This window comes from Sphingomonas sp. S-NIH.Pt3_0716, assembly GCF_003950715.1.
GTDB classification, from domain to species: Bacteria; Pseudomonadota; Alphaproteobacteria; order Sphingomonadales; family Sphingomonadaceae; genus Sphingobium; species Sphingobium yanoikuyae_A.
Genome location: NZ_QLJK01000001.1, coordinates 24,743 through 47,870, shown reverse-complemented (window position 1 = coordinate 47,870; position 23,128 = coordinate 24,743). Strand labels below are relative to the sequence as shown.

Genomic DNA, 23,128 nt, shown 5'->3' with positions numbered 1-23,128 from the left:
GGGGCAGGGATGCAGCCCGCCAGCAGCAGCGGCAGCGGCGACATGGGCAGCCAGCGCCGCCCCCTTGAATGTCCAGCCATATGGTCTCCCCCCGGAGCGTAAGTCAGTCCGAAAATGCCTGCGCCGTCGCCGCCAGCGCGCCATCCTGCGTCAGATCATAATGGAGCGGCGTCACCGCGATATAGTCTTCTGCGATCGCCGCCAGATCGGTCCCCTCGGGCGCGGAATCGCTGCGGCCGAGGCCAAACCAGTAATAGCGATAGCCGCGCGGATCGGTGCCCTCGACGATCTTGGTCCGGTCGATGTCATGAAAGCCCTGCCGCACCACGCGCACGCCCTTGACCCTGTCCGGGTCGATCGCGGGGAAATTGACGTTGAACAACAGGCGCGGGCTGGCCGGCATCGCGATCAGCGGGCGCAGCACCCGCTCGCCCCAGGCTTCGGCGGCGGCAAAGGGCACCGCGTCGCCCATCGCCTCGCGGGCATAGACCTGGCTCAGCGCGATCGACTTGATGCCGGAAATCGCGCCCTCCATCGCAGCCGCGACGGTGCCCGAATAGGTCACGTCCTCGGCCAGGTTGGCGCCGCGATTGACGCCCGACAGGACCAGGTCTGGTTTCGCGTCTTTCATCAGATGGCCGACCGCCATCATCACCGCGTCGGTCGGCGTGCCGGTGACGCTATAATGTTTGTCGCCATGCTTGCGGATGCGCAACGGGCGGGTCAGCGTCAGGCTGTGGCCCGCGCCCGACTGTTCCTCGCTGGGCGCGACGATCCAGATATCGTCGGACAGGGTGCGGGCGATCGCCTCCAGCACCTTCAGCCCCGGCGCATGGACGCCATCGTCATTGGTGAGGAGGATGCGCATCGCCCGTTCCTTTTTTATCGCGGCTCCAGCTTGGTGATGCCGCCCATATAGGGCGCCAGCACTTCGGGCACGATCACGCTGCCGTCGGCCTGCTGGTAATTTTCCAGCACCGCCACCAACGTGCGGCCCACGGCCAGACCCGATCCGTTAAGGGTGTGGAGGAAGCGCGTCGCCTTCTCTCCCTCCGGCTTGTAGCGGGCGTTCATCCGCCGCGCCTGGAAATCGCCGCAGTTGGATACGGAGCTGATCTCGCGATAGGTCGCCTGGCTCGGCAGCCAGACTTCCAGGTCATAGGTCTTGCGCGCGCCAAAGCCCATGTCGCCGCTGCACAGCAGCATCTTGCGATAGGGCAGGTTCAGCGCCTGCAAAATGCCCTCGGCCGCCTGCACCATCCGCTCATGCTCGGCGTCCGATTCCTCGGGCGCGCAGATCGCGACGAGTTCGACCTTCTCGAACTGATGCTGGCGGATGAAGCCGCGCGTGTCGCGCCCGGCCGATCCGGCCTCGGACCGGAAACAGGGGGTCAGCGCGGTCAGCCGCACCGGCAGGGTGTCGGTCGGCACGATCTGTTCGGCGACCAGATTGGTCAGCGATACCTCGGCGGTCGGGATCAGCCAGCGTCCATCGGTGGTGCGGAACAGATCCTCGGCGAATTTGGGCAGCTGGCCCGTGCCGAACAGCGCCTCGTCGCGCACCAGCAACGGCGGGTTGGTTTCCTCATAGCCGTTGGTGCCGGTCTGGGTGTCGAGCATAAATTGCGCCAGTGCGCGGTGCAGCCGCGCCATCTGGCCGCGCAACGCGGTGAAGCGCGCGCCCGACAGCGCCGCGCCACCCTCGAAATCCAGCCCCAGCGCCGGGCCGAAATCGGCATGGTCCTGCGGCGCGAAATCGAATGCGCGGATATTGCCCCAGCGGCTCAGCTCGACATTGCCGGCTTCATCCGCACCCTGCGGCACATCGTCGGCGGGCAGGTTGGGGATCGCTGCGAGCATCGCATTGAGCGCTGCACCGACCTCGGCCTCTTCGGCTTCCAGCGCCGGCGTGCCTTCCTTGAGCGCCGCGACCTCGGCCTTCAGCGCCTCGGCCTTGGCCATGTCCTTGGCCGCCATCGCCTGACCGATCGCCTTGCTCGCCTCGTTGCGGCGGGCCTGCCCCTGCTGCAGTTCCGTCTTGAGCGCGCGGCTCTTTTCGTCCAGCGCCAATATGTCGGCGGACAGCGGGGCCAGGCCACGGCGCGCCAGAGCGGCGTCGAAAGCGGCGGGATTTTCGCGGATGAAGCGGATGTCGTGCATCGCTGCCCTATGCCGCCGCGCGCAGGCCCATGCAAGCCTGCCCATGCAACCCTGCGCCTCGCCGACCGTTGGTCCGCTATCACCCAAACAGCCAAGGAGACGATGATGCAGATCGATCATGACGCGATGGTGCTGGTGGCGGACGGGCGCAAGCTGCTCTTCTTCCGCAACAAGGGCGACCGCGCCTTTCCCCAGCTGGAGGCGGAAGAGGTGAAGGTGCAGGACAATCCGGCCGACCGGGACCAGGCATCGGACGCGCCCGGCCGCGCCTTCAGTTCGGTTGGCAGCCATCGCAGCAGCATGGAACAGACCGACTTCCACGAACTGGAGGAGGCGCGCTTCGCGGCGGAGGCGGCAGACCTGCTCAAGCGCCGCGCCTTTGCTCAGGATTATGAGAAGCTGATCATCGTCGCCCCGCCCACGGCATTGGGCGAGATGCGCAAACATTATCACAAGGAAGTGCAGGACCGGCTGGTCGGCGAGATCGCCAAGGATCTGGCCAATCATCCGGTCGGTGAGATCGAGAAGATCATCGCCCGCAGTTGAGCGGGAAATCCTGTCGGTAAAAGAAAAGGGCGGCCCCAGGGCCGCCCTTTTTTCTATCAGATATTGCCGGTGCGGATGATCGGGATCGGCTTGGCCGGGCCGTGGCCCTCGATCGACAATTCCGTATTGCGATCGGCCAGGCGCTTGCGCATCAGCAGCGCGGCGGCACCGGCGCCGAACAGCAGCACCATCGGCGGCGCCGGCACATCGGTCGGCGGCGGCGGCGCGGGAGGCGGCGGCGTGCCCGAAGAGGTGCCCGACGATGTCGAGGTCGACGACGAACTGCTGGTCGAGCTGCTCGACGACGTGCTGCCGAAGCTTGACGATCCGGTCGAGGTCGAACTGGACGTGGAAGTCGATGTCGCGCCCGACGAGGAGGAGGTCGACGTCGATGTGGACGTAGAGGTCGATGTCGACGTGGAGGTCGACGTCGAGGTCGTCGTGGTCGTTCCACCCGGCGGAGTCGGCGAATCCGAACCGCTCGACGTGGTCGTCGTGCTGGTGGTGGAGGTTGGCGGCGTGGGCGAGTTGGACCCGCTCGAACCGGTCGATCCCGTCGAACCGGTGGTAGAGATCACCACCGTGCCGCCACCGCTGCTGCCGCCACCAAAGAAGCCGCCGATGAAACCGCTGCTGCCGCCAAAGCCGCTGCTGCCGCCGATCGGCGCTGCGGTCGGAGTCGGTCCACCCGCCATCAGGGGCAGGGCGGCCTGCACCGGCGGCGGGGGCAGCGGGATGGGCGGCGACGGCGTGGTCACGGTCACGCGGATCGGGGCGGGCTTCTTGGCCGGCGGGCGCTTGGCCGTGGCCAGGACGCGCTGGCGCGGCTTGGCCTTCACACTCTTGGTGCTGTAGACCGTTGCCGGACGCGCATTCTCCGCCACATGGACGGCGCCCCCGCCAATGATGGCGCCGCCACAAGTGCAGGCGCACAATTTTGCCAAAGCCATCCGAACCGACATAGGATCTTCTCTAGTCCTGTTTACCCATTCGCGCCATCGGACCCTTCCGTAGCGTGAACCCTGCCATTCCCTACTGCATACCAACGCAAAATAAAGCGTTAACTGCAAGGGCATTAACCATCTTTGCGCCGTAAAAGGTCCGAAAAACCGGGCGTTTGAGTCAATCGCAATGGTTAACGTGTCATTGTGGAACGTTAAGGATGGGCTGCATGAACATCCGGATGGCGAGATCGGGGAAAACCCTGATGGAGTCGCGCTGTCCGTTCCGGGTGCGTCAACTGGCCTAGGGGATGCGCCGGAGTGCGCATTGTCCGCTTGTATCGCCTCGTCGCGGTGGCTATGAGGCCCGCTCAAACAAAAGTCATGGGCGCCCGGAACTTACAGCGCCGGGGCCTCTCGAGTCGGAGAGCCAGATGGCATCGGTACTGAATTCCGATAAAGACGGTGTGAAGCCGCCAAAATCGACCGTAACACTCCCGGACGATTATCGTCCGTCGGCTGACGAAGAATTCATGAACCCCCTGCAGCAGGAATATTTCCGGCAGCGTCTCTGGGACTGGAAGAAACAGATATTGTCGGAAGCGGAAGGCACGCTCGCTGTGCTGCAGAATGAACCGCTGCGCGAACCCGACCTCAACGACCGCGCATCGAGCGAGACCGACTGGTCGATCGAACTGCGCACCCGCGACCGCCAGCGCAAGCTGATCTCCAAGATCGACGCGGCGCTCCGCCGTATCGACGAAGGCGAATATGGCTATTGCGAAGTCACCGGCGAGCCGATCTCGCTGGGCCGGCTCGAGGCCCGTCCGATCGCGACCATGACGGTCGAGGCGCAAGAGCGGCACGAGCGTCAGGAAAAAGTCTCCCGCGACGATTAACCCCCTGCGGCGGTTAACCCTTTCTCCACGTCGCATGACTATCCTGTTGGCCAAGTGTCATTTTGCGGGAATAGTCATGGACAAGGAAACGGGAAATTCTGATCGGGGACCGGCTCGTTCCGCGCCGCGCGACAGCCTGTTCCTGCTCACCAGCCTCAGCACGCTGGATGGCGTCGATCTGGGCAAGGCGCGCGTGCGCAATCTGTCGGCCACCGGCCTGATGGCGGATTGCGAACGCGCCATCCCCGCCGGCACGCGGCTTCGCCTCGAACTGCGCGGAGTCGGCCTGGTCGAGGGGACGGTCGCCTGGTCGCGCGATGACAAGATCGGCTTTGCCTTCGACGCGCCGATCGACCCGCAACTGGCGCGCAAGCCGGTCGCCAACGGTGTGTCGCGGCAGGCGTTGCCGGATTATCTGCGTTCCGCGACGATCACGCGCCGCTGATATCGATGATATAATGGGTTGGCAAAAGGCCCCGCCGGTTCGCCGCGCGGGGCTTTTTCATATGCGGCCTGTTCAATGCCGCCGCGACGCCTCCCTTTTTGGCCGGCATTCCGGGCTCGGCGCCAGCGGAAGACCGTCATGCCCAACGCCTGTCATCGCCAGGTCATCTTCCCCGGCTAAGAGTCATCCGTCGCACTATGTCGAAAATCTGGCCGGGGTTCCGGCCGGGTCGATGCTCTGCGTCCTGCTGGCAGGAAAATGGCCGGTCCGGTGATCCGGCCCCGGCCTTTTCCGTGCGGAACGGGCTTAATGTCGGCCCTGCATCTCTTCCTTGACCCGCAATTTCTGCTTTTTCAGCGAGGCGACGAGAATGTCGTCGGGCATCGGCCGACTCGACTCGGCCTTGATCCGGGCTTCGAGCCCGGCATGCTTTGCGGAAAGAGCTGAAACGTGGGAATTTTCCATGACATTCTCCTTACGAGGGTGATGGATGACGAAGTAGATCATGATTCGGCGGACCTGTCTCGCGATGATTCGTGCTTTGCGATGGGCTGTCGGTAAAATTGCGATGGCCCGCGCGCCCGCGCCGGGCTATCAGGAGAGGCTATGTTGGGTTCGGAAGGCGGGGGCTTGGTGAGCCGCGAAGACATTATGCGCCGGTTGGAGCTGCTGCGGGTCGAGCATCGCGATCTCGACGCCGCGATCGCGGCGCTGGTCGATGGCGGGGTGGGCGACCAGATGCAGGTCGCGCGCCTCAAGAAGCGCAAGCTGCGGCTGCGGGACGAGATCGTCGCGCTTGAAGACGCGCTGGTCCCGGACATCATCGCCTGATGCGTCCGCCGCGTCGCAAAATTGCGGGACTGCGGCGTAAAGCGATCCCAAATGGGACAGGCGGGCTTCCGGCGCCATCCACGGCCCTGACAATCGCATCGCGATATGTCAGCTAGGCCTATGCGCAACGCAGCCGCCCTTGATCCCGGCCTTCATCGCCGCCTTGTCGATGGCCTCTATATGGAGGCGATGGTGATGGCGGACGAGGCGCGCTCCTATTTCGACGCGGACGAGGCCGGGCAGTTTGCCGCCGACGATCCGCTGCGCCGCGTGTCCTTCGCCTGTGAATCGCTCAAGGTCACGACCCGGCTGATGCACATCATCGCCTGGCTGCTCAGCCAGCGCGCCTGGCAGCGCGGCGAGATTGGCGATGCGGATGTGGCCGATGAGAAATATCGGCTCGGCCGCGCCACCGCCACCGATCCGGGCATTGCCGGCGACTTCCCCTTCGCCGCCCGTTCGCTGATCGAGGCGAGCCAGGAACTCTATGGCCGGGTCGCGCGGCTGGAGGAGCGGATGCTGTCGCCGGACGCGCCGCTGGCCGACAGTCCGGCCCGCGCACTCATGGATCGGCTCAACACCGCCTTCTGACCATTGGGCCATCGCCATCTCTTGGCTGGCATAATCGCCCCGACTTGGTCTAGACCGGTCGCATGACCCATGGCTTGCGGACAGGGCGCCGCTTTCCCGTTGATCCGCGCGCCGCAGGGCTATGTCTCTTGTCCCTGGCGCTTTGCACCGCCGGCACTGCGTTCGCGCAGGCGGCCCAGCCTGCGCCTGATCCCGCTGCCGATCCCGCCAGCCCGCCGGTCGACCCCTCCGCATCGCTCGATGCCATGCCCGACATCGGCATCGACTGGCCCGACATGGGCCAGCCCGATACGGTCGCCCCGTTGCCGGAGGATCCGGTTGCAGCCAGCGAACCCGATACCCCCGATCAGCCGGCACAGCAGGCCGCCGACGCCGCCGATACCGGCCCGGCCGAGGAGGTCGTCACCTTCACCGACGCCGGGGAGGAGCGCAAATATGGCGTCACCCTGCGCGGTATCGACGCGATCGGCGACAATCAGGTCGCGACCCGTTTCGACAGTCTCTCGGTGCTACACCAGTCGGAGGGGAAGGCCGCCAATCTCGCCCAGATCAACCGCCGGGTGAAGGAAGACAGCGACCTGCTCGACCGGTTGCTGCGCGCCGACGGCTATTATGCCGCGCGGGTGCGCGGCAGCGTCGCGCCGCCGCCCGCCGGCAGCGACAAGCTGTCCGTCATCTTCGACGTCACGCCGGGGCCGCTTTATGTCCTCGACACGGTGGAGATTGCCGGCCTCGCCGAAACCGGCCCACGGGAGGAGACGCTGCGCGGCGCCTTCACGATGAAGTCGGGCGATCCGATCAACGCCGACCGCATCCTGGCGGGCCAGACCGCGCTGGCGACGGCGCTGGGCGAAAATGGCTATCCCTTTGCCAGGGTTGACGAGCCCGAAGTGCGGATCGACCATGAAGCGCGCAACGGTGATCTCGACATCATCGTCACGCCGGGCGGCTATCGCAGCTTCGGCCAGATATTGCTCGACAATGATGATGTGTTCAGCGCACGCCATCTCCAGCGCATGGCCCGCTTCGAACCCGGAGAAACCTACCGCGCCACCGATGTGGAGGATCTGCGCCGCGCCATCGTCACCACCGGCCTCGTCTCCTCCGTCACCCTGACGCCGAAGGATGCGGGCGATGGCGAACATGTCGACCTGGATGTCGATCTGCGCCCGGCGCCGATGCGCACCATTGCGGGCGAACTGGGCTATGGCACGGGCGAAGGCTATCGCGCGGAGGTCAGCTGGCAGCATCGCAACCTCTTCCCGCCCGAAGGGTCGCTCACCCTGCGCGGCGTTCTCGGCACCCAGGAACAGACGGCGCAGGCCACCTATCGCCGCAACAATTTCCGCGAGCGCGACCATGTGCTGACCGGCCTTGTTTCCTACAGCAATATCCGCCGCGACGCCTATGACGCGCGCACCATCACCCTGTCAGGCGGGCTGGAGCGGCAGACCAACATCCTGTTCCAGAAGCATTGGGTCTGGCGCGTCGGCGCCGAACTCATCGCCTCGGACGAAGCCGACGCCTTTTCCGGCGGCAGCCGCCGTACCTTCTTCATCGGCGCGGTGCCGCTCAGCCTGACCTATGATGGCAGCGACGACCTGCTCAACCCCAGCAAGGGCTTCCGCCTCGGCGGCCGCCTCAGCCCCGAACTCTCCTTTCAGGGGTCGACCTTCGGCTATGCCAAGGCGCAGGTCGACGCCAGCGCCTATCAGCCGATCAATGACCGTGTCGTGCTCGCCGGGCGCACCCGGCTTGGCACCATCCTCGGCTCCACGGTCGATCGCATCGCGCCCTCGCGGCGCTTCTATGCCGGTGGCGGCGCGTCGGTGCGCGGCTATGGCTATCAGGCGATCGGCCCGCGCTACGGCCCGGACGATGATCCGGTCGGCGGCAAGAGCCTGATCGAATTTTCCGCCGAGGCGCGCATCCGCTTCGGCAATTTCGGCGTCGTCCCCTTCCTCGATGCGGGCAATATCTCCACCACCTTCCTGCCGCGCTTCCGCGACCTGCGCGTCGGCACGGGGCTTGGCGTGCGCTATTATAGCAGCTTCGGCCCGATCCGCGTCGATGTCGGCACGCCGATCAATCCGCAGCCGGGCGATGCCAAGGTCGCCGTCTATGTCTCGCTGGGGCAGGCCTTCTGATGGCCACGCCGCCGCCCGACAGCCAGCCGCCCGTGCCGCCGCCGCCCGCCGCGCCGCTGCGCCGCCGCGCCTGGGACGGGCGTTGGCAGCGCTGGCTGGCGGGCGCACTGGCGCTCGCGCTGCTGGTCGTGGTGGCGACGCTGGCCTGGCTCGACAGCGCGCCCGGCCACCGCTTCCTCGTCTCGCGCATCGCCGCCGTCAGCCCGCCCTCGGGCCTGCGCATCCATGTCGACCGGATCGAAGGCAGCATCTATCGAAAGGCGGTGCTGCGCGGCCTCGTCCTGTCCGATCCCAAGGGCCGCTTCTTCGACGCGCCGCGGGTGGAGCTGGACTGGTGGCCCTTCGCCTGGCTCTCCAACCGGCTCGACATCGACCGGCTGGTGATCCCGCAGGCAACCCTGCACAAGCTGCCAAAGCTCAATCCCAGCGAGCGGCAGGGGCCGATCCTGCCCGGCTTCGACATCCGCCTGATGCAGTTCTCGGTCGATCGGCTGACCGTCGCGCCCGCCGTCACTGGCAAGGTCGAACTGGCGACCCTGTCGGGCGATGCCGACATTCGTGGCGGCCGCGCGATCATCGACCTGTCGGCCCGCGTCATCGGCGCGGAGGATGCGCTGAACCTCACGCTCGACAGCCGGCCCGACGATGACCGGTTCAACCTGGCGGTCACCGTCAATGCGCCCAGGGGCGGCGTGCTGGCGGCGATGGCCGGCCTCAATCAGGACGGCAATCTGCGCATCAGCGGCAAGGGGCGCTGGACCAGATGGGATGGGCGCCTCGCCGCCACCCTGGCCGGCAATCCCGTCGCCGACCTGAAACTCGGCGCGCGCAGCGGCGCCTACACCATCCAGGGCACGATCGAGGGCAGTGCCATTCCCGGCAAGGGCCTGTTGCCGCGCCTCGCTTCGCCGCGCCTCACCATCGGCGCGCAGGGTACGCTCGCCGACCGGGTGGTCGATGGCAGGCTCACGCTGCGCTCGGCTGCGATCGACATGGTCGCCGACGGCGCTGTCGACCTGCGCAACAACGCCTTCGACAATCTGCGCGTCGACATGAACCTCGCCCGGCCCGAAGCGCTGCTCAAGGATATGCGCGGCCGCGACGTGGTGGCGAAGGTCCGGCTCGACGGTCCGTTCGCCGGCTTCGGCTATGAATATCTGCTCACCGCGCGCCAGCTCGCCTTCGGCAAGACCCAGATCAACGATGTCCGCATCGACGGCAAGGGGCGTCAGGCGAAAAGCGGGCCGGTGCTGCTGCCGGTCCGGCTGCGCGCCCGCAGCCTCGACGGGCAGGGCGATCTGGTTGCCGGCATCGTCCGCAATTTCGCGCTCGACGGCGTGCTGCAACTCAAGGGGCAGCAGATCGTCAGCAACCCCATGCCCTTCCGGTCGGATCGCCTGAACGGCAAGCTGCTGGTCATGGCCGACCTCAAGAGCGGCCGCTATGATGTCGGCATCGACGGCCGGATCAGCGGTCTCTTCATCCGTGGCCTCGGCATCGTCGATCTGGAGTCGAAACTGCGTGCGGCCCCCGGCGCCAATGGCGCCTTCGGCCTGTCGGGCAATGCCGTGGCCAAGGTCCGCCGGCTCGACAACGCCTTCCTCAAGGGGCTGGGCGGCGGCCTGCCCACGGTCCGCAGCGCGCTCGCCCTGTTGCCCGGCGGCGAGATCGGCTTCTCCAACATGAAGCTCGACGCGCCGCTCATCAGCCTCAATGCCAAGGGCGTGCGCCACCGCGATGGCACCGTCCATCTCGAAGGCAATGGCAGCCACAAGCAATATGGCCCGGTCAATGTCGTGCTCGATGGCAAGATCGACCGGCCGATCGTCCATGTCCAGCTTGCGCGGCCGATGGATGCGCTCGGCCTGCGCGACGTGCGCGGCGAATTTCTGCCCGGCGCCGATGGCAATTACAGCTTCACCGCCAATGGCGGATCGACGCTCGGCCCGTTCACCGGAGAAGGCCGCATCTTGCTGCCGCCGGGCGGCCAGGCGGTGGTCCGCGTCGCGCGCATCGCCGTCTCGGGCGTCACCGCCAGCGGCGACATCCGCCCCGTCACCGGCGGCCTCGACGGCCAGTTGCTGGTCGCCGGCCCGGTCAGCGGCACGATAGGCTTCCAGCCGGTCGGCGGTATCCAGCAGTTGAAGCTCGATCTCGACGCCAATGACGCCAGCTTCGACGGCCCTTCGACCATCGCCGTGCGGCGCGGCTCGCTCGATGCCACCATCCTGCTCGATCCCGACGGCACCTCGATCAACGCCACCGCCCAGGCACGCGGGCTGCGCGTCGGCGGCATGCTGCTCGGCCGGCTCGACGCCACCGCCGCGCTGGTCGACGGGCGCGGCAAGGTCTCGGGCAATCTCTCGGGCCAGCGCGGCCGCCTGTTCGACCTCAAGGGCGAGGCGCAGGTCGATCTCGACCGGGTCCGCCTGTCGGCCAGCGGCACGATCGACAAGCGGCCGATCCGCCTGACTCGCGCGGCGCTCTTCACCCGTGCGGAGGATGGCTGGCGCCTGTCGCCCGCGACCATCAGCTATGCCGGCGGCACGCTGCAACTGGCGGGCGAACTGGGCGGCGAAACCACCCGGATCGAGGCGCGCGCGCAGAAGATGCCGCTCGCCCTGCTCGACATCGCCTATGACAATCTGGGGCTGGGCGGCATGGCCACCGGCACCTTGAGCTACAGCCGTCCGCGCGGTGGTCTGCCGACCGGCAAGGCGGAATTGCGCATCCGTGGCCTGTCCCGCTCGGGCCTGTCCTTGAGTTCCCGCCCGGTCGATGTCGGCGTCAACGCCGTCCTTACCCTCGACCGGCTCGCCACCCGCATGGTCTTCGTCGCCGACGGCCAGACCATCGGCCGCGGCCAGGCGCTGCTCACTCCGCTCATCTCGACCGGCAGCCTGGTCGAACGGCTCAACGGCGCGCCGCTGATCGCGCAGCTGCGCTTCAACGGCACCGCCGACACGCTCTGGCGCCTGACCGGCGTGGAGATTGTCGACATTGCCGGCCCGGTCAGCGTCACCGCCGACGCGCATGGCACGCTTGCCGACCCGGTCATCACCGGCTCGCTCGCGACCGACAATGCCGCGCTCAACAGCCCGGTCACCGGCATGCGCCTGCGCAACGTCAAGGCGCGCGCCCGTTTCGCCGGGGCGCAACTGGTCTTCTCCAGCTTCACCGCCAATGCCCAGAATGGCGGCAGCGTGACCGGCACCGGCAATTTCACCTTCAACGGCATTGGCGGCGTCGGCATGGACCTCGCCTTCCTGGCAGACAATGCCGCGCTGCTGGAGCGTGACGATATCGCCGCCACCGTCACCGGCCCGCTCACCATCCGCTCCGATGGCAAGGGCGGCGAGATTGGCGGCGACGTCACCCTCAACAGGAGCCGCTTCACCATGGGCCGCGCCGCCGCCGTCGCCCAGATCCCCGAACTCAAGGTGATCGAGATCAACCGGCGCGGCGAGGAGATCGAACGGCCACGCGCGGCCGAGCCCTGGACCATGGCGGTCAAGGCGCGGGCGCGCAATCGCCTGACCGTGACCGGCCTTGGCCTCGACAGCGAATGGCGCGCCGATCTCAACATTGGCGGCACCGTCACCAATCCGGCGATCGCCGGCCGGGCCGAACTGGTGCGTGGCAATTATGAATTTGCCGGCCGCCGCTTCGAACTGCGCGAAGGGCGCATCCAGTTCGACGGCAAGACCCCGGTCAACCCGACGCTCGACATCGATGCGGAGGCGGACGTCAGCGATCTCACCGCCACCATCCATGTCGGCGGCACCGGCCTCAAGCCCGACATCAGCTTCAACTCCGTGCCCTCGCTGCCGCAGGACGAACTGCTCTCGCGCATCCTGTTCGGCACCTCGATCACTAACTTGTCCGCGCCCGAAGCGCTCCAGCTCGCCTCGGCGGTCGGCTCGCTCCAGGGCGAGGGCGGGCTTGATCCGATCAATGCGGTGCGCAAGGCGGCCGGGCTGGATCGTCTGCGCATCATCGCGGCCGATCCGACCCAGGGGCAGGGCACTTCGCTTGCCGCCGGCAAATATCTGACTCGCAAGACCTATGTCGAACTGATCAGCGATGGGCAGGGCTATAGCGCCACCCGGATGGAATATCAGGTGACACGCTGGCTGTCCCTGCTAGGCGCCATTTCCACCCTCGGGCGCCAGAGCGCCAACCTGCGTATTTCCAAGGATTATTGACGTGACCAAATCGCGCATCGACAGCGCCGCCGCGATCAGCGTGATGGACCTGTTCACCATCGGCATCGGCCCGTCCAGTTCGCACACGGTCGGGCCGATGCGCGCCGCGCTGATGTTCATGGATACGCTGCCGACCTGTCCGGTGCGGGTGCAGTGCGAACTTTATGGCTCGCTGGCGCTGACCGGCCGGGGCCATGCCACCGACAGCGCGATCCTCCTCGGCCTGTCGGGCCACAGCCCTGAAAATGTCGATCCCGATGCCATCCCCGCCATTCTTCAGGCGATCCGCGACGATGGCCGCATTCGCGCCGGCAGCGCCCATCTCGACTGGGTGCCGTTCGAGGAAGCGCGCGACCTCGTCTTCCGCATGGGCGAATTTCTGGAGGCGCACAGCAACGGCATGCGCTTTTCCGCCTGGTTGCCGGGCCGGGACGATCCGCTGGTGCGTGATTATTATTCGATCGGCGGCGGCGCGGTGCTGCCTGGCGCCATTCCCGCCGACCCGGATATTCCGCTCGGCCATAATGTGGTCCAGCCCTTTCCCTTCTCGTCCGGCGCCGAACTGCTGGCGCAGGGGGAGGCGACCGGCCTTAGCATCGCCACGCTGGTGCTGCGCAACGAGGGCGCCTGGCGCGCTCAGGGAGAGACCGAGGCCTTTCTCGACTGCGTGATCGACGCCATGTCCGCCTCGATCGATCGCGGCCTGAAAGAAGAGAGCCTGCTGCCCGGCGGGCTCAAGGTGCGCCGCCGGGCCAAGGCGATCCATAACAAGCTGCGGTTGCAGGGCGCCAGCGTCGGCCCCGCCCAGATCTTCGAATGGGTCAGCCTGTTCGCGCTTGCCGTGAATGAGGAAAATGCCGCCGGCGGCCGGGTCGTCACCGCACCCACCAACGGCGCGGCCGGTGTGATCCCGGCGGTGCTTCATTATTATCGCCGCTTCGTCCCCGGCGCCGATCGGGAAGGGGAGCGCCGCTTCCTTCTCACCACCGCCGCCATGGGCTTCCTCTACAAGAAGCGCGCCTCCATCTCGGCCGCCGAAATGGGCTGCCAGGGCGAAGTCGGCGTTGCCTGCTCGATGGCGGCGGCGGGTCTCGCCGCCGTGCTGGGCGGTACCAACAGCCAGGTCGAAAATGCCGCCGAGATCGGCATGGAACATAATCTGGGCCTCACCTGCGATCCGATCGGCGGCCTCGTCCAGATCCCCTGCATCGAACGCAACACCATGGGCGCGGTGAAGGCGATCAACGCCGCCTATCTCGCCCTCCAGGGTGATGGCCGTCACATCGTCAGCCTCGACGCGGTGATCGAGACGATGCGCCAGACCGGCGAGGATATGGCCAGCCGCTACAAGGAGACATCGCTTGGCGGCCTCGCCGTCAATGTCGTGGAATGCTGAAGGAACGGCGCCTCATTTCGTCGCTCCCGGCCCACGGGAACGCGCCGAACTGAGTGGCTTTCGTGGCATTAATGCCACATTATCAGCTGTTTATCTGAGGTTCATGAAACAAATATGACCGCTCCGGCTTGAGCGTCTCACCCCCAAGGGGAAGAGAAAGACAACGGAGTGATGTTTATGCGTAAGTTGATGGTCGCCACTTTGCTGGCCGGTGGTGCAGTCGCCGCGCCGGCGCTCGCACAGGATGCCACCCCGACCTTCACCGGCCCGCGCGTCGAGGCGATCCTGGGCTATGACCATACCGGGGCCGGCAGTTCGATCGACAATGACAATGGCAGCGACGATCAGAAGATCGACGGCCTGCTCTACGGTGTCGGCGCGGGTTATGACGTGAATGTCGGCGGCGCCGTCGTCGGCGTCGAGGGCGAGTTCACCGACTCCACCGCCAAGAGCAGCCGCAACGACTTCACCGACCAGTTCGGCTATGGCCGCGTCAAGCAGGGCCGCGATCTCTATATCGGTGCCCGTGCCGGTATCCTCGCCGATCCCTCGACCCTCATCTATGTGAAGGGTGGCTACACGAACACCAAGCTGGGCGTGCTGGCCGGCGACACCAACCAGGTCACCGACACCTCGTTCAAGCTGGACGGCTGGCGCGTCGGCGGCGGCGTGGAGCGCGCGCTCAACGCCAACACCTTCGCCAAGATCGAATATCGCTACTCCAAATATGACAGCGCCCATATCGACTTCATGGACGGCTCGACCAGCAGCGAATTCGACGTCGACACCGACCGCCATCAGGTCGTCGCCTCGGTCGGCTGGCGCTTCTAAGACGATACGGAAAGGGGGCCGGTCACCGATCGGCCCCTTTTTTGCAGCATCCGCCCATAGCCTCTATCAGCCGCCCTGCGGGGATGTTACTTACATGGTTGTGAGTAACGCGATTCCCCACCTGTACCCGGTTGGCATCCAGCCCGACGACATCGACTTCATGGGGCATGTCAACAATGCCAGCTATCTGAAGTGGGTGCAGGATGCCGTGCTCGACCATTGGCGCGCGCTCGCCCCGGCCGAGGCGGTGGCTCAGCATCTCTGGGTCGCGCTCAAGCATGAGATCACCTATCGCAAGCCCACCTTCCTGGACGATGAGGTGATCGCCACCGTCCTCCTCGAAAAGGTGCAGGGCGCCCGTGCCTTCTACGAAACCGTCATCCGCCGTGGCGAGGAAGTGCTGGCCGAGGTCAAGTCGAGCTGGTGCTGCGTCGATGCCTCCACCCTGCGCCCGGCCCGCATTGCCCGCGAAGTGATGCAGCATTTCTTCGCACCCGACGACAGCGGCACCAGCGCCGACTGATCCCACCTCATGAACGGCAGGATTGCAGCGCGGGAACGCGCTTGACCCATGCCCGGATGTTTGCATTAGTCCGACAAATAAAGGGCCGGTGACGGGGCGGCGAAGCGCGCCGTCCGCTGCGGCCCTGTCGGCGAAGCGCGTCTGTCGATCATCATGCGCTCGCCCTATGGATGAGGGAGAGGGCGTTGATGCGGTGGCAGTCGGGAATGACATATCTGGGGTTTGGCCTGCTGCTGGGCAGCGCCACCATGGCGATCGCGGCCCCCGCCACGCCGCCGCGCCAACTCGACATCGTCAAGCGCATCGCCAAGGCCAAGCCGGAAGCGAAGGATGAGGCCAGCGCCCGGACGTCCTATCTCCTCGTCTATTTCAAGGACGAGACCCACTCGCTGCATTTCGCGACCTCGGCAGATGGCTACAGCTTCACCGACGTCAATGACGGTGCGCCGGTCCTCAATGGCCGCGACGTCGCCGAGCAGAAGGGTATCCGCGATCCCTATATCATGCGCGGTCCCGACAATGCCTTCTACCTCGCCATGACCGACCTGCATATTTTCGCCAGGCGCGAAGGGCTGCGGGATACCGATTGGCAGCGGCCGACCGACAGCTATGGCTGGGGCAATAACCGCTCGATGCTCTTCATGAAATCCTATGATCTCACCCATTGGACGCTGGCGTCCGTGACCATCGATCAGCTGTTCAAGTCGACCGCCAATGCCGGCACCGCCTGGGCGCCGGAAATGATCTACGATCCCGACAAGCGCAAGATCATGGTCTATTTCAGCACCCGCAACGGCAAGGAGACCGACCATATGGTCTATGCCTATGCGGACGATGCCTTCACCACGCTGACCAGCGAACCGCGCGACCTGTTCACCTATCCCAAGCCCGGCATCGGCACGATCGACGGCGACATTACCAAGGTTGGCGACCGCTACCGCCTCTTCTATGTCGCGCATGACAAGCCCGGCCATCTGCGTCAGGCGACCTCATCGCGCATGGATGGCGGCTATGTCTTCGATCCTGCCAAGATCGACCCGGAAACGGTCGGCACCGAAGCGCCCAACCTGTGGCGGCGCCACGGCACCGACACCTATGTGCTGATGTATGATGTGTTCGGCGCCAAGCCGGTCAATAATATGGGTTTTTCCGAGACGGAGGATTTCGTCCATTTCCGCGACATCGGCCATTTCAACGCGCCGGGATCGCCGATGAAGGCGACAAACTTCACCCAGCCCAAGCACGGCGCCGTCATCCCGATCACCCCGGCGGAAGCGGAGCGGCTGAAGACGTTCTTCCGGAAATAAGGGGCAGGGGAGGATCGCACCGGATCGGCTCAGCGCCACCGATGCGATCCACCATCCCTACAGCGTCGCTTCGATCGCGCGCGCCGCCTGGTCGGGGTCTTCGGCCTGGCTGATCGGGCGGCCGATCACCAGCATCGACGCGCCCCGGTCCAGCGCCTCGCGCGGGGTCACGGCGCGCTTCTGGTCGCCCATCGCGCCGCCCGCCGGGCGCACGCCGGGCACGACGAAATAGCCGTCGGGCCAGATCTTCTTGACCAGCGCGACCTCCTCGCCGGAACAGACGATGCCGTCCAGGCCGGCGTCCCGCGCCAGTTCGGCGAGCCGCGTCACCTGCTCCTCGGCCGCACCATTGACGCCGATGTCGTTAAGGTCGCCATTATCGAGGCTGGTAAGCACCGTCACCGCCACCACCTTGGTCTTGGTGCCGGCCGCTGCCTTGGCGTCCTCCAGCATTGCCCGGCCGCCGGCCGCATGGACCGTCAGCACCGCCGGCTCCAGCCCGTGCAGCGCCTGCACCGCCTTGGCCACCGTATTGGGAATGTCGTGCAGCTTGAGGTCGAGGAAGATCGGCAGGCCGAACTTCATCATCTCATGCACGCCATGATGGCCATTGGCGCAGAAGAACTCCAGCCCCAGCTTCAGCCCGCCGACATGGTTGCGGACCTGCCCGGCCAGATGCTGGGCCTTGGCAAGGTCGGGCGTGTCGATGGCGACATAGATCGGGCTGCTCATGCTTGTCCTGTAGGGGTAAGGGGCGACGGCGTGGCGTCGGGCAAGATCGGGGTTGTCACCGTCGCAGGCGTGGCCGGCGCGGCGGAAGCGGTCGCGGCGACCAGCGCGCGCTCGGTGCTCTCCAGGCGGCGCTTCATGCGCCAGCGCGTCGCGCGGGCCATGATCCAGAAGGGCATGGCGCCCAGCAGGAATGCGCCGATCAGAAGCACCGGCAATTTGGTTTCCATCACCATGTCGCCCCACAGGCGCACGGTCACGGGGACATAGTTCGCCATGCAGAAGAAGGCGAGGGCGACGGCGATGACGACCCAGAAGGCAGTCCGCAGAAATTGCATCGGCGATCCTCTCGCTGCTGATAGGGCGGTCAGCCTAGGCGATTTTGGCGAAGGGCGAAAGCGCCTGTTCAGATTTCGCGGACGGCGACCATCATCGACAGCGTCTGCGTGGCGCCGGCGGGCAGCATCGCCATGCCTTCAGGTCCGTTGATCGCGTCCGGCATATGGCTGACCGGCTCCAGGCAGAAGAAGTCGCCGGCGGGCGGGCGGAAGACATGCAGCCAGTCCGCACCCTCAGCCATCAAGGTCAGGCGGATGCCGTCGCCCCGATCGACCAGCGCCACATGATCCCAGCCGCCATGGACATTGTCGATCAGGCTGCCGCCGGTCACGCGCGCGCCCTGCGACCAGTCGCCCAGCGTATCGGCAGGCACTTCCCGTTCGGGCAGCATGTCGGGGGAGGAGAGCCAGAGCGTGTCGGCGTGGAAGCGCAGCATCGTGTCGCCGTCCAGCGCGAAATAGGGATGGAAGCCAAGGCCACAGGGCATCGGGCTGTCGCCCAGATTCTGCACCAGCAGCGTGACTTCCAGCGCATCCTCGCTCAGGCGGACATGCTGCTGTGCGCGCCAGGCCCAGGGCCAGCCCGCATCGCCGTCATGCGTCTGTTCCAGCCTGACGTCATGGCCCGACTGCTCCAGCACATGCCAGGGCCGCTGCCAGCCAAAGCCATGGATGCTGTGGGGATGGTCGCCGAAATTGAGCGGCAACTGATAGCTTTGCCCGTCCACCACATAGCGCCCATGGGCGATGCGGTTGGCATAGGGCACCAGCGGGAAGCTGGCCATGTCCAGCGGATCATGGCCGTCCTGCGGCGCGCGGCGCAGCAGGGCCACGCCGTCGCGATCGAAGGACAGGATCGACCCGCCAATGTCAGGGGCGAGCGCGCAACTGAGCGCGCCCGCCTTCAGGGTGACGATCTTGCTCAGCCGACCATGTCCTCAAGCTCGCGGCCCTTGGTCTCATGGACCATGGCGCGCACGAAGAAGAAGGAAATGGCGGCAAACAGGGCGTAGCCGGTATAGGTCACGACCAGGCCCGGCGACACGGCGAGCGAGGGGAAGCTGACCGAGATCGCGGCATTGGCGATCCACTGGGCAAAGCCGGCGACGGCCAGGCCCGAACCACGGATCTGGTTGGGGAACATCTCGCCCAGCATCACCCACATGATCGGACCCCAGCTCAGGTTGAAGAAGATCACATAGAGGTTCGCCGCGATCAGCGCCATCAGGCCATTATGGCCCGGCAGCACCACGCCGCCATCCGCGCCGGTGACGGCGGTGGAGAAGGCATAGGCGACGATCGCCAGCGTCACCGCCATGCCGGCCGAGCCGATCAGCAGCAGCGGCTTGCGGCCGATCTTGTCGACCAGCATGATCGTGCCCAGGCACGCGCCGATCGACAGCACGCCCGACAGGATGTTGATCTGCAGCGCATTATCCTCGGAAAAGCCGACGGCTTCCCACAGGGTGGCGCCATAATAGAAGACGACGTTGATGCCGACCAGCTGCTGGAACACGGCGAGGCCAATGCCGGCCCACACGATCGGGCGCACCTTGCCGCTGGCCTTGTCGATCAGGTCACTGAGCTTGGGGTGGTGATGATCGGCGGCCAGGCTGGCGCGGATCTCGGTAACCTTGCGATTGGCTTCCTCGGCACCGAACAGCTTGGTCAGGACCGCGCGGGCGCGTTCGTCCTGGCCGCGCGCGACCAGATAGCGGGGGCTTTCCGGGATCACCAGCAGCGCCAGGAAATAGATGGCGGCCGGGATCGCCTGCAACCAGAACATCCAGCGCCAGGCCGGGAAGTCGAGCCACAAGGGCGCGGTCGAACCGCCGGCATAGCGGGCCAGCACGAAATTGGCGACGAAGGCGCCAGTGAGGCCGGAAATGATCATCACCTGCTGCACGCTCGACAGCCGGCCGCGGATCGATGCGGGGGTGACTTCGGAAATATAGACCGGCGAGATGACGCTCGCCGCGCCGACGCCCAGGCCGCCGATGATGCGGGCGATGATGAAGATGGCGGAGGAACCGGCGGCACCGGCCAGCAGCGCGCTCACCAGGAACAGGATCGCCGCCAGCATCATCACGCCGCGACGGCCGATGATGTCGGCCATGCGGCCCGCGCCGAACGCGCCGATCGACGACCCGACCAGAATCGCGCCGACATTGACGCCGATGCCCAGCTTGCCCAGGTCGAAGGCGGCTTCCAGCCCCTTCTGGGTGCCGTTGATGACGCCCGAATCATAACCGAACATGAAACCGCCGATCGTGGCGACGGCCACGATCGCTGCGATGAAGGCCATATTGACCTTCCCGGCGCTCCCCTCACTCATCTGCTTGTCCTTCCAGCTCTCTATTTCTTCTATATCGTGGCGACATGGCCCGGCAGCCCCGCGACGCCGGCGTCGAAGGCGAACAGATCGCCTGCCAGGGGCTGTTCTGTCAACGCTGTCACATCCAGTCCCTTGCGCGCCGTCGTGGCATAGGCCGTCATCAGCTCCGGGCCGCCAAAGGCGATCTTGGTGATGTTGGCGACGGGGAAGCGGATTTCCCGCATCAGTCGCCCGGCCGGGTCATAGCGGCGCACCGCCCATCCGCCGAACAGCCCGGTCCACAGGCAGCCTTCGGCATCGACCGTGGGGCCGTCGGGATAGCCCGCGCCATCCTCGATCCGCGTGAACAGGGTGGCGGCGCCGGCGACGCCATCGGCATCGACCGGGCATTGCCAGATGGCGCGGCCCAGCGTGTCGGTATGATAGAGGATGCGCCCGTCAGGCGAGAGGGCAGGGCCGTTGGTGATCGACACGGCGGCCAGCCCGCTCTCGACCAGGTCGCCGCGATGCAGCCGATAGAAGCGGCCGCTTTCCTCTGCCTCGGCATCGTCCATCGACCCGAACCACAGGGCACCGCCGGGCGCCACCGTGGCGTCGTTCAGCCGGTTGCCCGGCCGATGCGCCTCGGGCGCGTGGAGCAGGGTGAAGGCGCCGCTCCTGGGATCGAAGCGATGCACGCCCGATTGCAGGCCGACCGCGAACAGCCCGTCATCGGTCGGCACGATCCAGCCGACCTGGCCCGGCGTGGTCCAGCTCTTGGACACGTCCAGCGCCGGGTCGAAGCAGTGGATCGCATGGCCCTTGATGTCGACGAACCACAAGGCCGCCTCGCGCGCGACCCAGATCGGCCCTTCGCCCAGTATCGCCCCGACCGACAGGACGCTGCGCGGTGCGGCGTCGCGCATCTCAGCGCCAGCCGGCGTCGATGAAATAGTCATGGCCGGTGCAATAGCGCGCATCGTCCGACGACAGGAACATGGCCAGCGCGGCGACATCGACCGGCAGGATGCGGCCGTCCAGGCACTGGGCCGCGACGATCTCGGCCTCGCCTTCGGGCGTGTACCATTTTTCCTGGCGCAGCGTCTTCACATTGCCCGGAATGATGGTGTTGACGCGGATATTGTCGCGGCCAAGGTCGCGGGCCAGGCTGCGCGTCAGCCCCTCGATTGCCGCCTTGGCGGTCTGGTAGAGGATGAGGTCGGGCAGGGCCAGGTGCCAGCTGATCGAACCGAAGTTCAGGATCACGCCGCCGCCCGCGCGCTTCATCGCCGGGATCGCCGCCTGCGCCGCGAAGAACTGGTGGCGCAGATTGACCGCCATCCGCTCGTCCCAATAGGCCTGGGTCACGTCCTCGATCACGTGGCGATCGTCATTGGCGGCGTTGTTGATCAGGATGTCGATCCCGCCCAGTTCCGCCTCGACCCGCGCCATCATCGCCTGCAGCGCGTCGATGTCGCGCAGGTCGCAGGCGTGGAAGATCGGGGTAAAGGCACAGCCGCTCAGCCGTGCGGCCAGCGCCTCGCTTTCGGGGATGGCGATGTCGCAGAAGGCGACATGCGCGCCCTGCATCGCATAGGCTTCGACCAGCCCTTCGCCGATGCCGCTGCCGCCGCCGCTGATGAAGACCCGCTTGCCCTTCAGGCTCGGGTAGATGGCGCGGCTCATGCAGTTTCTTTCTGGTCGAAGGCCGAGAGCAGACCGCGCCCGGCAAGATTGGTCATCAGCGCGGTCAGGCCGAAGGTCCAGGGTGCGGCGTCCTTCGACGTCACCACCGGATTGATCAGCTTGCCCAGGCGCGGGGTGGAGATGGCAACGATGTCACCGACCTTGTGCGTAAAGCCGCGGCCTTCCTCGTCACGGTCCTGCACGGGCGCGAACAGCGTGCCCAGGAACAGCGCGAAGCCATCGGGATATTGATGTTCCGACAGGGTCTGGCGCACCAGTTCCAGCGGATCGCGGCTGATCTGGTCCATCCGGCTCGTGCCTTCGAGCATATAGCCTTCCGGCCCCTCGATGGTCAGGCCGACTTCGGCATTGCGGACATCGTCGATCGTGAAGTCGCCGTCGAACAGACGAACCAGCGGGCCGAGCGAGCAGGACGCATTATTGTCCTTCGCCTTGCCCAGCAGCAGGGCGGAGCGGCCCTCGAAATCGCGCAGGTTGACGTCGTTGCCCAGGGTCGCGCCCACGGCCTGGCCATCGGCATTGACCAGCAGCACGACCTCGGGTTCGGGATTGTTCCAGGTGGAATCGGACCGGATGCCGATTTCCGCCATCGGGCCGACCGTCGCCAGCACCGGCGCCTTGGTGAAGACTTCCGCGTCCGGGCCGATCGCGACCTCCAGATATTGCGACCACAGGCCGTCCTCGATCAGCGCGGCCTTGAGCGCTGCGGCTTCCTCGGTGCCCGGCACCACGGCGCGGATCGATCCGCCCACCCGCTCTTCCAGGCGGCCACGGATTTCGGCGGCCGCGCCGGCATCGCCGCGCGCCCGTTCCTCGATCACGCGCTCCAGCGCCGACAGGGCAAAGGTCACGCCACAGGCCTTGACGCATTGCAGGTCGACCGGGCTCAGCAGCGCCGCTTCGATCGCGTCCAGATCGCCGATCTTCTCGCCATCGGTGGCGGCGACGAAGGGCAGCTTCTCGACCAGCTGGGCGCTGGTCGGCGCGATCGCGCTCATGTCGTACACGATGCCCTGCGACACCAGGATCGGGCTCGGGCCCGCGTTCGTCTGGATGCGGCCCAGGAAAAGCCCGGTCCGCCAGTCATGCGGCAGACAGTCAAGCAAGGCGGTATCCCCCGGCATCATCTTCTCCTATGCACCTGGTTGTTGATTGATAGCGCTACCAACATGGAAGGGCGGTGCAAGTCAAGACCCCCTGATGAAAATCGCTCGCAGC

Annotated in this window: 23 protein-coding genes; 12 read left to right on the top strand and 11 right to left on the bottom strand. The window is 66.3% G+C overall.

Translation table 11 applies throughout. The features are described from left to right. Positions 1–103: 103 nt before the first annotated feature. Both surE and serS read right to left on the bottom strand, forming a co-directional pair. Complete coding sequence (gene surE, locus BRX37_RS00195) at positions 104–868, bottom strand: 5'/3'-nucleotidase SurE (RefSeq protein WP_125985108.1); 765 nt, start codon at positions 866–868, stop codon at positions 104–106. Between the two features lie 14 nt (positions 869–882). Continuing rightward, positions 883–2,160 (bottom strand): serine--tRNA ligase, encoded by a 1,278-nt coding sequence (serS, locus tag BRX37_RS00190; protein ID WP_125985107.1) that lies wholly within the window; start codon positions 2,158–2,160, stop codon positions 883–885. Between the two features lie 105 nt (positions 2,161–2,265). On the opposite strand from serS, the gene BRX37_RS00185 reads away from it, so the two are divergent. Next, positions 2,266–2,706, top strand: coding sequence for a host attachment family protein (locus tag BRX37_RS00185; RefSeq protein WP_125985261.1), 441 nt, complete (start codon positions 2,266–2,268; stop codon positions 2,704–2,706). 56 nt (positions 2,707–2,762) lie between these two features. On the opposite strand, the gene BRX37_RS27185 is transcribed toward BRX37_RS00185, so the two are convergent. After that, on the bottom strand, positions 2,763–2,897 hold the full coding sequence (locus tag BRX37_RS27185; RefSeq protein WP_017501572.1) for a hypothetical protein: 135 nt from the start codon (positions 2,895–2,897) through the stop codon (positions 2,763–2,765). A 49-nt stretch (positions 2,898–2,946) separates the two neighbouring features. On the opposite strand from BRX37_RS27185, the gene BRX37_RS00180 reads away from it, so the two are divergent. The 3 genes from BRX37_RS00180 to BRX37_RS00170 all read left to right on the top strand — a co-directional run bounded on the left by BRX37_RS00180 (position 2,947) and on the right by BRX37_RS00170 (position 4,991). Then, the gene (locus BRX37_RS00180; RefSeq protein WP_318276542.1) at positions 2,947–3,561 is read left to right on the top strand and encodes a hypothetical protein; all 615 of its coding nucleotides are present in this window, start codon (positions 2,947–2,949) and stop codon (positions 3,559–3,561) included. A 520-nt stretch (positions 3,562–4,081) separates the two neighbouring features. After that, the gene (gene dksA / locus BRX37_RS00175; protein ID WP_004211401.1) at positions 4,082–4,546 is read left to right on the top strand and encodes an RNA polymerase-binding protein DksA; all 465 of its coding nucleotides are present in this window, start codon (positions 4,082–4,084) and stop codon (positions 4,544–4,546) included. A 76-nt stretch (positions 4,547–4,622) separates the two neighbouring features. Then, on the top strand, positions 4,623–4,991 hold the full coding sequence (locus BRX37_RS00170; protein ID WP_125985105.1) for a PilZ domain-containing protein: 369 nt from the start codon (positions 4,623–4,625) through the stop codon (positions 4,989–4,991). A 306-nt stretch (positions 4,992–5,297) separates the two neighbouring features. Here the strand turns inward: BRX37_RS00170 and BRX37_RS00165 are convergent, their stop codons facing one another. Then, positions 5,298–5,456, bottom strand: coding sequence for a YdcH family protein (locus tag BRX37_RS00165; RefSeq protein ID WP_010337949.1), 159 nt, complete (start codon positions 5,454–5,456; stop codon positions 5,298–5,300). 186 nt (positions 5,457–5,642) lie between these two features. Here BRX37_RS00165 and BRX37_RS00160 point away from each other — a divergent pair, with 186 nt between their 5' ends. From BRX37_RS00160 to BRX37_RS00125, 8 genes are all read left to right on the top strand, one after another. After that, a complete protein-coding gene (locus BRX37_RS00160; RefSeq protein WP_037492086.1) occupies positions 5,643–5,822 on the top strand; it encodes a YdcH family protein in 180 nt (59 codons plus the stop codon). A gap of 120 nt (positions 5,823–5,942) precedes the next feature. Next, positions 5,943–6,413 (top strand): DUF1465 family protein, encoded by a 471-nt coding sequence (locus tag BRX37_RS00155; protein WP_010337951.1) that lies wholly within the window; start codon positions 5,943–5,945, stop codon positions 6,411–6,413. 128 nt (positions 6,414–6,541) lie between these two features. Beyond that, positions 6,542–8,560: an autotransporter assembly complex protein TamA gene (locus BRX37_RS00150; RefSeq protein ID WP_125985104.1), complete on the top strand. Its 2,019-nt coding sequence runs from the start codon at positions 6,542–6,544 to the stop codon at positions 8,558–8,560. Beyond that, positions 8,560–12,765, top strand: coding sequence for a translocation/assembly module TamB domain-containing protein (locus BRX37_RS00145; RefSeq protein WP_125985103.1), 4,206 nt, complete (start codon positions 8,560–8,562; stop codon positions 12,763–12,765). The genes BRX37_RS00150 and BRX37_RS00145 overlap by 1 nt, the downstream gene beginning before the upstream one ends. A 1-nt stretch (position 12,766) precedes the next feature. Continuing rightward, positions 12,767–14,161, top strand: coding sequence for an L-serine ammonia-lyase (locus BRX37_RS00140; RefSeq protein ID WP_125985102.1), 1,395 nt, complete (start codon positions 12,767–12,769; stop codon positions 14,159–14,161). A 177-nt stretch (positions 14,162–14,338) separates the two neighbouring features. Then, complete coding sequence (locus BRX37_RS00135) at positions 14,339–14,992, top strand: outer membrane protein (protein WP_004211411.1); 654 nt, start codon at positions 14,339–14,341, stop codon at positions 14,990–14,992. Positions 14,993–15,086: 94 nt separating this feature from the next. After that, entirely contained in the window at positions 15,087–15,515 is a 429-nt protein-coding gene (locus tag BRX37_RS00130; protein WP_048937371.1) for an acyl-CoA thioesterase, read from the top strand. A gap of 206 nt (positions 15,516–15,721) precedes the next feature. Further along, entirely contained in the window at positions 15,722–16,822 is a 1,101-nt protein-coding gene (locus BRX37_RS00125) for a glycoside hydrolase family 43 protein (protein ID WP_318276539.1), read from the top strand. 57 nt (positions 16,823–16,879) lie between these two features. On the opposite strand, the gene pyrF is transcribed toward BRX37_RS00125, so the two are convergent. From pyrF to BRX37_RS00090, 7 genes are all read right to left on the bottom strand, one after another. Beyond that, positions 16,880–17,554, bottom strand: a complete 675-nt coding sequence (pyrF, locus tag BRX37_RS00120) for an orotidine-5'-phosphate decarboxylase (protein ID WP_010337957.1) — start codon at positions 17,552–17,554, stop codon at positions 16,880–16,882. Further along, complete coding sequence (locus tag BRX37_RS00115; RefSeq protein ID WP_010337958.1) at positions 17,551–17,889, bottom strand: lipopolysaccharide assembly protein LapA domain-containing protein; 339 nt, start codon at positions 17,887–17,889, stop codon at positions 17,551–17,553. Before BRX37_RS00115 ends, pyrF begins: the two co-directional genes overlap by 4 nt. Positions 17,890–17,957: 68 nt before the next feature. Next, on the bottom strand, positions 17,958–18,746 hold the full coding sequence (locus BRX37_RS00110) for an aldose 1-epimerase (RefSeq protein WP_486055926.1): 789 nt from the start codon (positions 18,744–18,746) through the stop codon (positions 17,958–17,960). A gap of 65 nt (positions 18,747–18,811) precedes the next feature. Beyond that, on the bottom strand, positions 18,812–20,224 hold the full coding sequence (locus BRX37_RS00105) for a sugar porter family MFS transporter (protein ID WP_125985099.1): 1,413 nt from the start codon (positions 20,222–20,224) through the stop codon (positions 18,812–18,814). 29 nt (positions 20,225–20,253) lie between these two features. Next, the gene (locus BRX37_RS00100) at positions 20,254–21,129 is read right to left on the bottom strand and encodes an SMP-30/gluconolactonase/LRE family protein (RefSeq protein ID WP_125985098.1); all 876 of its coding nucleotides are present in this window, start codon (positions 21,127–21,129) and stop codon (positions 20,254–20,256) included. Between the two features lies 1 nt (position 21,130). Next, a complete protein-coding gene (gene xylB / locus BRX37_RS00095; protein WP_125985097.1) occupies positions 21,131–21,889 on the bottom strand; it encodes a D-xylose 1-dehydrogenase in 759 nt (252 codons plus the stop codon). Further along, positions 21,886–23,034, bottom strand: a complete 1,149-nt coding sequence (locus BRX37_RS00090) for a fumarylacetoacetate hydrolase family protein (protein WP_125985260.1) — start codon at positions 23,032–23,034, stop codon at positions 21,886–21,888. The genes xylB and BRX37_RS00090 overlap by 4 nt, the downstream gene beginning before the upstream one ends. Positions 23,035–23,128: the final 94 nt, after the last annotated feature.

What these genes read in the sequence shown, in the direction of transcription:
- BRX37_RS00130 (WP_048937371.1), top strand. Translation starts at nt 15,087, where the DNA reads ATGGTTGTGAGTAACGCGATTCCCCACCTGTACCCGGTTGGCATCCAG.
- BRX37_RS27185 (WP_017501572.1), bottom strand. Translation starts at nt 2,897, where the DNA reads ATGGTGCTGCTGTTCGGCGCCGGTGCCGCCGCGCTGCTGATGCGCAAG.
- pyrF (WP_010337957.1), bottom strand. Translation starts at nt 17,554, where the DNA reads ATGAGCAGCCCGATCTATGTCGCCATCGACACGCCCGACCTTGCCAAG.
- BRX37_RS00170 (WP_125985105.1), top strand. Translation starts at nt 4,623, where the DNA reads ATGGACAAGGAAACGGGAAATTCTGATCGGGGACCGGCTCGTTCCGCG.
- BRX37_RS00100 (WP_125985098.1), bottom strand. Translation starts at nt 21,129, where the DNA reads ATGCGCGACGCCGCACCGCGCAGCGTCCTGTCGGTCGGGGCGATACTG.
- BRX37_RS00125 (WP_318276539.1), top strand. Translation starts at nt 15,722, where the DNA reads ATGACATATCTGGGGTTTGGCCTGCTGCTGGGCAGCGCCACCATGGCG.
- BRX37_RS00105 (WP_125985099.1), bottom strand. Translation starts at nt 20,224, where the DNA reads ATGAGTGAGGGGAGCGCCGGGAAGGTCAATATGGCCTTCATCGCAGCG.
- BRX37_RS00090 (WP_125985260.1), bottom strand. Translation starts at nt 23,034, where the DNA reads ATGCCGGGGGATACCGCCTTGCTTGACTGTCTGCCGCATGACTGGCGG.
- BRX37_RS00165 (WP_010337949.1), bottom strand. Translation starts at nt 5,456, where the DNA reads ATGGAAAATTCCCACGTTTCAGCTCTTTCCGCAAAGCATGCCGGGCTC.
- BRX37_RS00185 (WP_125985261.1), top strand. Translation starts at nt 2,266, where the DNA reads ATGCAGATCGATCATGACGCGATGGTGCTGGTGGCGGACGGGCGCAAG.
- BRX37_RS00115 (WP_010337958.1), bottom strand. Translation starts at nt 17,889, where the DNA reads ATGCAATTTCTGCGGACTGCCTTCTGGGTCGTCATCGCCGTCGCCCTC.
- BRX37_RS00155 (WP_010337951.1), top strand. Translation starts at nt 5,943, where the DNA reads ATGCGCAACGCAGCCGCCCTTGATCCCGGCCTTCATCGCCGCCTTGTC.
- BRX37_RS00135 (WP_004211411.1), top strand. Translation starts at nt 14,339, where the DNA reads ATGCGTAAGTTGATGGTCGCCACTTTGCTGGCCGGTGGTGCAGTCGCC.
- serS (WP_125985107.1), bottom strand. Translation starts at nt 2,160, where the DNA reads ATGCACGACATCCGCTTCATCCGCGAAAATCCCGCCGCTTTCGACGCC.
- xylB (WP_125985097.1), bottom strand. Translation starts at nt 21,889, where the DNA reads ATGAGCCGCGCCATCTACCCGAGCCTGAAGGGCAAGCGGGTCTTCATC.
- surE (WP_125985108.1), bottom strand. Translation starts at nt 868, where the DNA reads ATGCGCATCCTCCTCACCAATGACGATGGCGTCCATGCGCCGGGGCTG.
- dksA (WP_004211401.1), top strand. Translation starts at nt 4,082, where the DNA reads ATGGCATCGGTACTGAATTCCGATAAAGACGGTGTGAAGCCGCCAAAA.
- BRX37_RS00145 (WP_125985103.1), top strand. Translation starts at nt 8,560, where the DNA reads ATGGCCACGCCGCCGCCCGACAGCCAGCCGCCCGTGCCGCCGCCGCCC.
- BRX37_RS00160 (WP_037492086.1), top strand. Translation starts at nt 5,643, where the DNA reads ATGCGCCGGTTGGAGCTGCTGCGGGTCGAGCATCGCGATCTCGACGCC.